Source organism: Mucilaginibacter sp. P4_G9 (assembly GCF_056400985.1).
This window is the reverse complement of the sequence record NZ_JBFUKF010000139.1, coordinates 1-13,063: the sequence shown is the minus strand read 5'-3', so window position 1 is coordinate 13,063 and position 13,063 is coordinate 1. Positions and strand designations below refer to the sequence as shown.

Annotated in this window: 11 protein-coding genes; 9 read left to right on the top strand and 2 right to left on the bottom strand. The window is 44.1% G+C overall.

Going from position 1 to position 13,063, the window contains the following annotated elements:
- Nucleotides 1-365 precede the first annotated feature (365 nt).
- Nucleotides 366-515: a hypothetical protein gene (locus AC1DPZ_RS13455; RefSeq protein ID WP_477404132.1), complete on the top strand. Its 150-nt coding sequence runs from the start codon at nt 366-368 to the stop codon at nt 513-515.
- A 502-nt stretch (nt 516-1,017) separates the two neighbouring features.
- On the opposite strand, the gene AC1DPZ_RS13450 is transcribed toward AC1DPZ_RS13455, so the two are convergent.
- The gene (locus AC1DPZ_RS13450; protein ID WP_477404130.1) at nt 1,018-2,226 is read right to left on the bottom strand and encodes a hypothetical protein; all 1,209 of its coding nucleotides are present in this window, start codon (nt 2,224-2,226) and stop codon (nt 1,018-1,020) included.
- A 146-nt stretch (nt 2,227-2,372) separates the two neighbouring features.
- Here AC1DPZ_RS13450 and AC1DPZ_RS13445 point away from each other — a divergent pair, with 146 nt between their 5' ends.
- The 5 genes from AC1DPZ_RS13445 to AC1DPZ_RS13425 all read left to right on the top strand — a co-directional run bounded on the left by AC1DPZ_RS13445 (nt 2,373) and on the right by AC1DPZ_RS13425 (nt 7,948).
- Nucleotides 2,373-3,992 carry a carboxylesterase/lipase family protein gene (locus tag AC1DPZ_RS13445; RefSeq protein WP_477404128.1) on the top strand — a complete coding sequence of 540 codons (1,620 nt, stop codon included), beginning with the start codon at nt 2,373-2,375 and terminating at the stop codon, nt 3,990-3,992.
- 145 nt (nt 3,993-4,137) lie between these two features.
- Nucleotides 4,138-5,001 (top strand): alpha/beta hydrolase, encoded by an 864-nt coding sequence (locus AC1DPZ_RS13440; protein ID WP_477404126.1) that lies wholly within the window; start codon nt 4,138-4,140, stop codon nt 4,999-5,001.
- 3 nt (nt 5,002-5,004) lie between these two features.
- Entirely contained in the window at nt 5,005-6,300 is a 1,296-nt protein-coding gene (locus AC1DPZ_RS13435) for a CitMHS family transporter (RefSeq protein WP_477404124.1), read from the top strand.
- Entirely contained in the window at nt 6,301-7,635 is a 1,335-nt protein-coding gene (locus tag AC1DPZ_RS13430) for an acyclic terpene utilization AtuA family protein (RefSeq protein ID WP_477404122.1), read from the top strand.
- On the top strand, nt 7,625-7,948 hold the full coding sequence (locus tag AC1DPZ_RS13425) for an AtuA-related protein (protein WP_477404120.1): 324 nt from the start codon (nt 7,625-7,627) through the stop codon (nt 7,946-7,948). Before AC1DPZ_RS13430 ends, AC1DPZ_RS13425 begins: the two co-directional genes overlap by 11 nt.
- A gap of 8 nt (nt 7,949-7,956) precedes the next feature.
- Here AC1DPZ_RS13425 and AC1DPZ_RS13420 read toward each other — a convergent pair whose 3' ends face one another.
- Complete coding sequence (locus AC1DPZ_RS13420; protein WP_477404118.1) at nt 7,957-8,733, bottom strand: NUDIX hydrolase; 777 nt, start codon at nt 8,731-8,733, stop codon at nt 7,957-7,959.
- A gap of 120 nt (nt 8,734-8,853) precedes the next feature.
- Between AC1DPZ_RS13420 and AC1DPZ_RS13415 the strand changes: the two genes are divergently transcribed.
- The 3 genes from AC1DPZ_RS13415 to AC1DPZ_RS13405 all read left to right on the top strand — a co-directional run.
- Entirely contained in the window at nt 8,854-11,358 is a 2,505-nt protein-coding gene (locus AC1DPZ_RS13415; protein ID WP_477404116.1) for a glycoside hydrolase family 2 TIM barrel-domain containing protein, read from the top strand.
- A 19-nt stretch (nt 11,359-11,377) separates the two neighbouring features.
- Nucleotides 11,378-11,755 (top strand): hypothetical protein, encoded by a 378-nt coding sequence (locus tag AC1DPZ_RS13410; RefSeq protein ID WP_477404114.1) that lies wholly within the window; start codon nt 11,378-11,380, stop codon nt 11,753-11,755.
- A gap of 35 nt (nt 11,756-11,790) precedes the next feature.
- On the top strand, nt 11,791-13,063 hold a 1,273-nt coding region (locus tag AC1DPZ_RS13405), incomplete at its 3' end, for a glycoside hydrolase family 3 protein (RefSeq protein ID WP_477404112.1).

Sequence of the window (13,063 nt, the reverse complement as noted above, 5' to 3'; positions counted from 1 at the left end):
CTATACCTTCCCGCATTTCATGGGCTATCGTTTTGCTTTGTTTAATTATTCTACAAAAAATATAGGAGGGGCGGCTGATTTTGACTTTTTTCATATAACAGGTTCCATTTCCCCGGAAAAATAAAGCCTGTTAAATTAACGAACGCGAAAAAGATAAAATTGGAAAGGTATATCTTAATGTTATTATGCTTGCAGCCCCGGTTATTTTCGGGGCTGCAAGCTATCAAAAAACGGCATTAGGCCTAACGACCAGAGTTCACGCTATTTGAATAAAATAATGAAAATAAACAAACGGATATTATTAGTGCTTTTTACACTATTCTACTTTTCAAACATCCGGCTATGCCCAGGTAACTTTTCCAAAAGTGTTTGGCGATAATATGGTTTTGCAAAGAGGCATAAAAATTCCTGTTTGGGGAAAAGCAACTCCGGGTTCTTTGATTGTTGGAACACTTGGTAAAGTAAGTACAAAAGCTGTAATTACAATGGATGATTTGATTTCAGTTAGTATTTGACTATCAGCCAGGCTGCGCTTCATATTAGATTTAGAATTTCGACTATGTTCATTAAAGCTGACGTAGAAAGGGCATTCAACCATGAACCCCCTTTCTACATTTCAAATGAGATCGTCCAATCTTTATTATTTAATCATGAAATTAAAACTATGTTCCACCTTAACTAAGTAAGTCTTACAGTCCTGATTTGCAATATCTATGAGCTATACATTTTTTCCCATTAGGTCAGGTCAAATTGATGAAAACTGGCGTGGCTTTGCCTGGATACCTTCCAATTAGTTTTACTCTTCGAATGCCATTTACAGTATTTCAAGAAGAATGTTATCAATTTATAAAATTGGGTCTCCAAATTCTGCAATTCCTCTTAAGCTATCAAGGAATTTATTAGAATTAAACCCATGTGGGAAGCTTTTCAACCAGGCGGTAAGAAAAAATTAACTGACTCGAGATTGCCTCGTTATTACAGATCAACATCCAGTACATTTATAATTCGAATAATACCTCAATGCGTATTTGTAAAATGTTTAGGCAGCAATAAGGATGTATCACCGGGCCGGGAAAGTAAAATACTTTTCTCATCGAGTGTTTGTTTCAATCTTTTATCGCCAATCGTATCCAGCAGTTCGTTTTTCAAATAAAAGAAGCGAACTGCATTGCCGGGTGATTGCCATTTAATTATTTTACAACTACAAGCTGCGTTTTGCGGCGTATTTATAATCTCCTCTATCCGTCCCCTTTTGCCTTGTTTGATGAAAAGCTCCCGTATGCCGATGATCCTGTTTTTTTTTCCCTGGTCAAAGTTCCAGGAAGCGGATATGACATCCACATAAGGCCTGCCTTCATCCAAACGCATCAATGATAGTTTAGGCGACTCGATGCTATCCCGGGCGTTAACGACGTGCGAGTGAATGGAAACCAGCCAGGCTGCCTCAAACTGCATATAGCCCGCGTGTTCGAAGTTAGACCCGTAACGGATGAATTTGAAGTAACCATCCTGGTATTTCACATCCATGATATTAGAAACAATTTTATGGAAACGCCCGGCATCATACGTTCGGGCCTGCGGCGATCCGGTATAGCACAGCCAAATTCCCTCCAGGCTGTCAATCTCGGCACTTGAGGGCCGGTAGGGTAAAATGCTTAAATCACGGACGAGCTTTTTTTCCTTTGAATTTTCTTCAGCCCAAAAAATCCCTCCAACTAATAAAATACTACAAAGCAGGATTACAATTGTCCGATATGTTTTGATCTTTTTGGACAGCAATAAGATACTGCTCTTTATAGGAAGCACATCAACGATTGGCACTTCAACAGTTGTCGGCTCATCCACTAACCCTTCATCAACTGGTTTTTGTGCAAAACCCTTTCTACCCTGTCCATATAAATAAATGTAACAGGCATCAACCAAAAATGGGCGCGGGTGCGACACGATCCCATTAATAGCATCTTTTAGCTGACCGCCGGTTATGTCATATTTGCGGAACGGGTAAACGGCAGACGCATTGTTTTCACCCGGCGGATAATAATTATGGAAAAGCGTTTCACTGGTATTGGGAAGGCTGTTACTGATCTCGCTTAACATACGCGCCAGGTCTTCATAATTCTTTCTGTTCGTATTTCGCTTAATACCCTGCCCGGTTGCTGCCTCGTATTTCAGCACTACCTTTGTCAGTAGGTATACAATTTCGTCCTTTCCCGTTTTGAGCTTCATATGATTTTTAGCATTTCAGGTTTGCTTCCGGTTTCGGAAACGTTTCGGAAATCAAGCGATAAATTTATATACAATTCAGCAATTTAAAAAAAGACGGAATTGAAGGTGTAAATATAGATTTGTCATTCCCGATAAAACCAATTATTATGAAAAGAAAAACTACACTGTTGTTTATGGCAGCCGTCTGCTTTTTAAATTTAACGGCCCTTTGCCAAAGTAACGATCCTATAAAAGCCGGTGAAGGTATTGCGGTCACCTCTACTGATAACGGAAAAGTCAGAGGCTATGTTCATAATGGAATTATCACCTTTAAAGGAATCCCCTATGCGGAAGCTGACCGGTTTACTGCACCACGCAAACCCAAAGCCTGGAATGACGAGCGGAGCTCAATGAGCTACGGTCCGGTTTGCCCCACCGATCCGACAACGACAGTAAACGATGCATTTGAATTTGCTTTTAATCATGATCTGGGATATGCCAACGAGCATTGCCAGACATTGAATGTATGGACACAAAAATTAAACGATGGTAAAAAACGCCCGGTGATGGTGTGGTTGCATGGCGGCGGCTTTACAGCCGGCTCGTCTATTGAATTGCCCTCTTATGACGGGGAGAACCTGGCTAAGAAAGGGGATGTTGTACTTGTTTCGATAAATCACCGGTTGAATGTCCTGGGTTTCCTGGACCTTTCTGCTTATGGAGATAAATATAAAAACTCTGGAAATGCAGGTCTGGCTGATATCGTTGCGGCCTTGCAATGGGTAAAAGACAACGTCGCGCAATTTGGCGGCGATCCGGATAACGTCACAATATTCGGGCAGTCCGGCGGCGGCGGAAAGGTAACCTGTATGATGAATACAGCCAAGGCGAAAGGCCTATTTCACAAAGCGATCGTAGAAAGCGGCAGTTATATCACTTCTTTTACAGATAAATCGGTCTCGCAACGTGTAGCGGCAGCCCTGCTCGATGAACTGCATTTGCAGGCATCTCAGGTCGACTCCCTTCAGAAACTACCTTATGATCAGTTGAATGCTGCCGGTGGCAGGGCGCTAAGAAAAGTAGGAACAGCGTTGAGAAAAGAAGGAAAACCGGCAAACGTCGGCTGGAACGCGGTATTGGATGGCGATATGTTCCCTAATCAGCCGACCGATCAGGCCGCCATGGACCTTTCAAAAAATATACCACTACTGGTGGGTACCACTAAAAACGAGTTTGCAGCTTTCGCGCCGACCCCGAAGGGCCAGACCATAGAAGATTTGAAAGTTATTTTACAGAAAAAATATGGCGACCAGACCGACGCTTATATGGCAGCGGTGAAGCAGGCTTACCCAAACACCAGCAAGCCGTTTGAATACAATGATATCGAATTCGGTTTTCGCTCATTAGCCATCAAACAAGCCGATCAAAAATCCGGTTTAAGCGGTGCGGCACCGGTTTACATGTACCTGTTTACCTGGCAGTCTCCGGTTAATGATGGCAGGTACAAAGCTATGCATTGTATGGATATCGCCTTCCAGTTTGATAATATCCGCCACTGCGAGGAAATGACCGGCGGCGGCAAGGATGCCTATGCACTTGCCTCGAAAATAAGCAGTGCCTGGATCAGTTTTGCCCGCAACGGTAATCCCAACACCCCCGGTTTGCCTAAATGGCCTGCCTATACGTTTGCAAATGGCGCGACAATGATCCTGGATAACAAATGTGAAATGCGTAATCACCCGGATGCCGAACTGCTGAAAATAGCCAGCGCCCCAAAAAAACAATAACTGCTAAATGAAGTGACCCCGCATTTATATTTTCAGCCTGATTGCGGCATGGTTGTTTAATACCCGGGCTGCCGGAAGATAGCCAAAACATCATCAGCGAAGCCGATAAAAGCAACGTATTAAAATAAGACCAAAAATATCAACTATGAGAAAACTCAGCTACGTTTTTGTGCTCGCCATGCTTTGCAGCACTTTATCTTACGCTTCAAAGGTGGATACCGTTCAAATTTCCAGCTCGGCCATGAATAAAACTTACAAAGCGGCCATTGCATTACCAGATAGCTATAGCAAAAGCAAAAAGGACTTCCCCGTACTTTACCTGCTGCATGGCGGCTTTGGGCACTTCAACGACTGGCTGCTGAAAACGCCTGATAAAATGCTGGTGCGTAACCTGGCCGACCAATACAATATGATTATTGTGATGCCGGAAGGGGAAATATTCAGCTATTATATTGATAGCCCGGTTGATCCGAACAGCAAATTTGAAACCTATATTATCAAAGAGGTCGTTCCTTTTATCGACAGCAAATACCACACGGTCAAAGACAAAAAGGGACGGGTAATCACCGGCTTATCCATGGGCGGTTATGGTTCGCTTTACCTTTCTACCCGCCATCCCGAATTATTCGCGGCTGCCGGAAGCATGAGCGGGGCGCTCGACCCGAATATGACCACCTGGAACCTAACCCCGGAACGGTTTAATGGTCTTACAAAGTTTCTGGATAAAATAATGGGGCCGATGACGCCGGATAGTTACCTGCCTTATTCTGTGGTAAATATGGCTGATCAAATCAGAAAAAACGGATTGCCCATTGTAATGGATATCGGTGTAGACGATTTTCTATTGGAGCCCAATCGCGAATTGCACCGGCGCCTGGTATATAACCATACCCTGCATGATTATACAGAACGGCCAGGCGGCCATACCTGGGAATTCTGGCAGGATGCCTTGCCTTACCAGGTTTTGTATTTTAGTAAACGTTTAAAAGCCAATGGCGTAATACTCTAATCCATGCTATCCATCCTCGGCTTTTTAACCATCTGTGTCTTTTTAGGGTTGATCCTGACCAGGCGCCTGTCGGTATTGCTTTCTTTAATCCTGGTACCGGTTTTATTTGCATTGATCGGTGGTTTTGGGGCGAAAGAGATAGGCGAAATGGTACTGGGCGGGATCAAACAAGTGGCACCCACTGGTATCCTGTTGATCTTTGCCGTATTATACTTTAGCCTGATGATCGATACCGGGTTATTTGACCCGGTGATCAGGGGCATTATTAACCTTGCCAAAGGCGATCCGTTGAAAATTACCCTGGGAACCGCTATTTTGGCTATGTTGGTTCACCTGGATGGAGACGGTACGGCCACTTTTATGATCACCATCACTGCTTTATTCCCTATTTACAAAAAGTTGGGCATGAAGAAGCTGATACTCCCCTGCATCGTCGCACTCAGCGTGGGCGTTATGCATTTGGTGCCCTGGTCGGGCACTGTAGCCAGAGCTTTAAATGTGATGAAAACTGACCCTGCGCATTTGATCATTCCGATTCTCCCGTCCATGATCGGAGGGATACTTTGGGTGTTATTCGTGGCATTCTGGCTTGGTAAGAAAGAACGAAAAAGGTTGGGTGTTGTGCATTTGGATTACGATCATCACCAGGAACTTTCTGATGAACAAAAAGAAAGCCGCCGGCCTGCATTATTCTGGTTCAATGCCGTTTTAACGGTTGTCTTAATCGCAGCGCTTATTTTGTCGCTGGCTCCGCCATCAGCATTATTCATCATAGGTTTTGCGGTAGCTATACTGGTCAATTACCCATCCCAGACCGAACAGAGAAAAAGGATACAGGCACATGCCGCCAATGTGTTTTCGGTTTCCATCATAGTTTTTGCAGCGGGGGTATTTTCCGGTATCCTTACCGGAACTAAAATGATCGACGCCATGGCATTGTCGATGGTTTCTATTATCCCCAAAGAACATGCGGGTTATTTGCCGGCATTGGTCGGCGTTACCAGTATGCCATTAAGCCTGGTTTTTACACCCGACGCCTATTACTTTGGCGTGATCCCCGTTTTAAAAACGGCGGCCACCCATTATGGCATAAATTCCATAGAAATAGGTCGGGCAGCAATTTTAGGGCAGATGACGACGGGTTTCCCGTTAAGCCCCTTAACCGCTTCAACTTTCGTTTTGGTAGGATTATCGGAAGTGGAACTGGCAGACCATCAAAAATTTACTTTTAAATGGGCATTCGGTACAACTATAATAATGACTATTATAGCAATACTGACCGGAGCAATAAGTATATAAATGAAGCAGAAAGATAAAGTCCGTATAGGTTGTGGCGCAGGTTTTTCGGGAGACAGGCTCGAACCTGCCGTGATCTTAGCGGAAAAGGGTGATTTGGATTACCTGGTGCTGGAATGCCTGGCCGAACGTACCATCGCGTTAGCTCAAAAAAGAAAAGCGACAGACCCGGCACAAGGGTATGATCCGCTGCTGGAGCGACGCATATCGTTGCTGTTGCCCTTGCTTAAAAAAAATAAAATCCGCCTCATCACCAATATGGGGGCGGCAAACCCGATCGCAGCGGCGGGTAAAATTATTGAAATAGCAAAAAGACAAGGTATCTCCATCAAAGTTGCGGCAGTTACCGGCGACGATGTTTTGAAATCTATCAGCGGCGATGAGATCGCTATGGAAACAGGCAATCCTATTTCCGGGTCAGGACAAGTCATTTCAGCCAATGCTTATTTAGGTGCTGATGCAATTTTACCGGCGCTGGAAACGGGCGCCGATATTATCATAACCGGGCGCGTTGCTGATCCGTCGTTATTTGTCGCGCCGTTGGTACATGAGTTTGGCTGGTCTTTGGATGATACTGATATCATTGCTAAAGGAACTGTAATTGGGCACCTGATGGAATGTGCGGGCCAAATAACCGGCGGCTATTTTGCTGATCCGGTTAAAAAGCCAATGGAGAATATGAGCACATTGGGGCATCCGTTTGCAGATGTTTACCCGGATGGCAACGCAACCATAAGCAAAGTTGATGGAACGGGAGGAAGTATAACCTTAGCAACGGCTAAAGAACAACTATTGTACGAGGTAACAAATCCCCATCAATATATGACACCCGATGTGTCAACAGATTTCACCACAGTTTATTTGAAACAGGATGGAAAAGATCGTATCAAGGTGACTGGCGGCAATGGCAACAAAAAACCATCGACACTAAAGGTTAGTATTGGGTATAAAGCAGGTTTTACAGGAGAAGGCGAAATTACTTATGCTGGCGCAAATGCATTGGAAAGAGCCAGGTTAGCGGGTGAAATAATTCAGCAAAGATTAGTTAATCAATTCCCCGATCTGAGAATCGACTTTATCGGCCATACGTCGGTTCATTCCACTTCGCTGGCAAATGGCTATCAGCCTTATGAAGTACGTTTACGCATTGCCGGCAAGGCCAATACCGCTAATGAAGCAGCCACTATAGGCGAAGAAGTGGAAGCACTTTACACCAATGGCCCGGCTGGTGGCGGAGGAGTTCGGAAATATGTAAATGAAGTGATTGGTATTGTATCGATTCTGATCGACAGAAACAAAACAAAGCCATCAATAAAAGTGAAAAGTTATGAGCATTAAACTTTATGATATAGCGCACAGTCGCGCGGGAGATAAAGGCAACACATTGATTTTATCGCTGATACCTTATGAAGAAAAGGATTATGAACTGCTGCGCAATTTGATAACTGTCGATAAAGTAAAAGAACATTTCAAAGAGATCATACATGGCGAAATTGTCCGGTATGAGCTTCCTAATATTTGCGCGCTGCAGTTTGTATGCCTGCAGGCATTGGCAGGYGGGGTTACTACTTCTTTAGTGATGGATACCCACGGCAAAACCTTAAGTTATGCACTGCTGGAGATGAATCTTGAATTGCCAGAAACTGCCTGATATTAGCTTTAAAACACCAACGCCACTCCGCTTTTTAGACCTTCCTGATAGTGTTCCTTATCAAACTTGTAAAGGAAGGGCGACCGATGCTTTCCTATTTTGCGGGTTTCGTCTAATTTAGTAACGATTTTAGTCAGCAACAGTTTTTTGGTGAAGTTACGATCATCAAGTGATTTACCCAATATGGTTTCATAAAGGCTGTGAATCTCGGGTAAGGTGAATTTCTCCGGTAATAACTCGTAGCCGATTGGAAAGTGGGCGATGTGCAACCGCAAAGCAGACAATGCTTCATTGATGATATGCCCGTGATCAAACATCATGGGGGGCAGTTCATTAACCGGCCACCATCTGGAATCTGCCTCCAGTTCGCCTTTCGTGGATTCTACTTTCGAAAACTCGGTAAGCGTGTAGAACGCTACGGAAACAAAATAGTCAAAGATCCATGAATCCGCCGGAGGCTCAAAACCTGTTATTTTCTCAATACGTTGGGGTGTAAAGCCATTATCGATTACACGCTGAGGGTTCCCGAATGAACCGAATTGCTTCAGGTAAAGACCTTTGATACCAGTGCGGTCAAAAGCAATTCTGCTGGCGGCATCTTCGATGGACTCTGTTTTTTTGATGTATCCACCCGTCACTGTCCATTTTTCTAAGGTGTAAGGTTGTTGCAGCAATACTTTCAATTCTTTTTCGTGATACCCAAAAATTACATTGTCTACAGCTACGTTCCTGAGAAATTGGTCGGAATATTCGGAGAAACTGGCGAAGTCTGGGGGTATAATCATGATTAAAATTTGCTTTACAAAGATACAAAAATTATTAATTCCGTTAAAAATACGGAATTAATTTGGATATGTGAAACCGCCACCATACCTTTATTCCGTTTTTAATACGGAATTAAAATTATGAAAAGCATCCAATTCTTTTTTATCTTACTTGCCTTGCTTTTGTCAGTTGGAATTACCCGCGCTCAGGACAGCAGTGAGATATCATTTGACAACAATTGGCGTTTCAGAAAAGACACCTTAAATGGTGCGCAAAATCCGGCGTTTAACGATTCGGGTTGGCGTATTTTAAACTTGCCGCACGACTGGAGCATTGAAGATCTCCCAAATCAAAAAGAAGGTGAAGTTCAGGGACCTTTTACCAAAACATCTGTGGGCAAAGCCGCGACAGGATTTACTGAAGGTGGGACCGGCTGGTATCGTAAAACTTTTACTTTAAACAATAATTACAAAGGAAAAAAAACATATATCCTGTTTGACGGCGTCTACATGGATGCAGACGTCTGGATCAACGGGTACCATTTAGGCAATCATCCTTACGGCTATACGTCATTTTCTTATGACCTTACTAATTATTTAACAACCAATGGCAAATCAAATGTAATTGCCGTACGGGCTAAGAATTTAGGTAAGAATAGCCGCTGGTATTCAGGCTCGGGTATTTATCGTCACGTCTGGTTGTTGGCTGTCAATCCAATCCATACAAAACTTTGGGGGAATTATATCACGACACCCGAAGTCTCAAAGGATAAGGCAACAGTAAAAGTTCAAACTTCGATAGAAAACAAATCATTAAAGCAAAAGACAGTAATTGTAAAACTCGATCTGCTTAATCCTTCAGGCCAGGTTGTGGCTTCACGAAAAATGCCTCTGACTGTCGCGGCTGATAGCAGCGCTGACTTAACTCAAAAGTTGATCGTTATCAATCCGAAATTGTGGCAATTAGATAATCCGGTGTTATATAAGGCCAGGGTTACGCTGATTGACGGCGGCCAAACCATCGATCAGACAATCACATCATTTGGTATTCGTAGTCTGCAATTTGACGGACAAAAAGGGCTCTTATTGAATGGAATTGCTATCAAATTGAAAGGCGGATGTATTCACCACGATCTTGGCCCTTTGGGGGCAGCGAGTTTTGACCGTGCTGAAGAAAGAAAAATAGAGCTGATAAAAAAGGCAGGGTACAACGCAATTCGTCTGAGTCATAACCCGGGTTCACTCGCATTACTCAATGCCTGTGATCGCCTGGGAATGCTGGTTCTCGATGAGGCATTTGATATGTGGGAACTACCTAAAAACCCCCAGGACTATCATCTCTATTTTAAAGATTGGTGGCAAAGAGATTTAACCTCAATGGTTTTGCGGGACAGGAACCACCCATCAGTGATCATGTGGAGCATAGGTAATGAAATTTACGAAGCCCCTGATACATCGGGTTACCGGATTGCAAAAAGACTATCGGATGAAGTAAGGTTACTCGATCCAACCCGACCCGTAACAGATGCCATTGTTTTCCTGCCACCGTATACCAAAAAGCCGTGGAAGGATTACGAGCCCCACGTGGCGAAACTTGATATCGATGGCTACAATTATTTCCTTGACAAATCTATCTACTTTCAGCGCGACAGTGCGACGCTTCTTCGTTTTGAAACGGAGCGGGCCAAACACCCGGGAAAGCTGTATTTGGCAACAGAATATTTACCAAATGGTGCTTTGGAGAACTGGGACGAAACGGAAAAATACTCCTGGTTCCTGGGCGGCTTTTCCTGGACAGCGATGGATTATATTGGGGAGGCGGGAATTGGAAGATCAGTTTTGGTACCAGAGTCGCAGAAAGTGCCGCAGGGGATGATGGGAATGGGGCTGTTCTATCGGAATAACTGGCCGGTATTTAATGCCTATTGTGGTGATCTCGACCTGATTGGTAACCCGAAAGCGGCTTTATATTATAAGAATGTGGTTTGGAGAAACAGCCCGGTGGAAATGCTGGTGCATCGGCCTGTTCCTGAAGGCCAAAAGGAAGTGATAGCAACCTGGGGTATGCCAGACGAACTAAAGTCATGGAGCTGGCCCGGCCAGGAGGGCAAGAAAATGCAGGTTGACGTATATACGCGTAGCAAAACCGTAAAGCTTGAACTAAACGGCAAAGTGATCGCCGGGCAGACTGTTCCTGAGGGATCGATTACGGCCAAATTTGAGGTCGAATACCAGCCCGGAACATTGGTAGCTAAAAGTTATGACAATGGAAAGGAAACCGGTTCAAGCGTATTATCCACCACTGGGAAACCAACTGCAATCCGGCTTATTGCTGATCGCAAAATAATAAAGTCAAATCAGAACGACCTTTCATTTATTAGTGTCCAGATTGTTGACAGCAAAGGCAATGTTGTCCCTTCGGTTGATGACACAGAAATCAGTTTTAAACTTTCAGGCAATGCGACGATTGCTGCTGTTGGGAACGGTAACCCATCGGATATGTCCAGTTTTCAGCAGCCGCATAAAAAGGTTTACCAGGGCAGAGCACAGGTGATCCTTAAGTCAACATCGAAACGAGGCCTTGCGACTTTAACAGCCTCGGCTCCCGGATTTAAAGAAAATACTATTCAAATAAAAATCAATTAAACATAAAAAATAAAAAATCATGAAAAAGTTAAGCTTCATTTTTACAGTAATCATCGGACTATTTATCTCCGTAAATGTTAATGCTCAAACCAAACCGGATTATTATCCAGGCAAATGGAATGTCCTGGTGATGGGCACCCCTAACGGCGACTCTAAGATGACTTTCATTCTCGAAAGGAAGGATGGCAAGTTAACCGGCGCTGTGCAGGATTCAACCGGTAAGGAAATAACTAAAATTACTTCCATAGAAGAGAAAGATAAAACCGCAACCTTAGCATTTACTGTCCAAAGTTATGATGTTACACTTTCGCTTGATCCGGTAGATGACGACCATGTAAAAGGCAGCCTGATGGGCATGTTTGATGCTAAAGGAGTACGTGTAAAGGAAAATAAATAACCTGAATAATTTAACCATATTCCTAAGTAGTTACCATGATGACTGTACAGTTTCGTCAAGTTATTGCCGTTGCCTTCTTATTGGTTGGCCATACCGCATTTTCACAGGAAAAGCTACCTCAACTGGGGCATGCCCCGGTTAGTGAGATCGTTAAGTTAATGACACTTGAGGAAAAAGCGTCTGTCGTCGCCGGAACCGGCATGCGCTTCCAGGGCCACGGCACTGTCATTGGAGAAGCAGACGGACGTGTACCGGGTGCTGCCGGAAATACCATGAGCATTAATCGTTTCGGCATTCCGGGTACGGTTCTTTCTGACGGGCCCGCCGGGGTACGTATCGATCCTTTTCGCAAAGGTGATAGTACGAAATCTTATTATGCGACGGCCTGGCCGGTTGGCACCTTACTGGCTTCTTCATGGGACACGGCTTTGGTTAAAAAGGTTGGCGTAGGATTTGGTAATGAAATTAAAGAGTATGGCGTAGATGTGATCCTGGCACCAGGTATGAACATTCAGCGCAACCCATTGAATGGCCGCAACTTCGAATATTTTTCGGAGGACCCCTATGTTTCCGGATATATGGCTGCGGCTATGGTAAATGGCATCCAATCAAACGGGGTAGGCACCTCTATAAAGCATTTTGCAGCCAACAACCAGGAGAGCAACCGTAATGCGGTAAATGCAATCATCAGTGAGCGGGCGCTTAGGGAATTATACTTGCGAAGTTTTGAGATCGCTGTTAAGCGGTCGCAGCCAATGACGGTGATGAGTTCCTATAATAAGATCAATGGAACGTATACTTCTGAAAGCAATGACTTACTGACAAAGATACTGCGTGAAGAATGGGGATTTAAAGGCATGGTAATGACGGACTGGTTCGGCGGTAAAGATCCTGTTGCTCAAATGAAAGCCGGAAATGACCTGCTTGAACCGGGTACACCCGGGCAGCAACAAGCTATTATTAACGCCGTAAAAAATGGAACGTTAGACGTCAAAATGCTCGATCAAAATGTGGAGCGGGTATTATTGTACATCCTTAAAACTCCTTCATTCAGAAAATATCAATATTCTAACACACCCGATCTTAAGTCACACGCAACCTTATCCAGGAATGCGGCTGCAGACGGCATGGTGCTATTAAAAAATGACAATTCCGCTCTTCCGCTAACCAAAAACCAGAAAGTGGCATTGTTTGGTATCGGATCTTACAAACCGGTGATTGGTGGAACAGGAAGCGGAGCCGTTGTGGTAGCTTACACTGTTGCGCTTGAAAAAGGCCTTTCCCAAATCGGCTATCCCAAATCGGCTA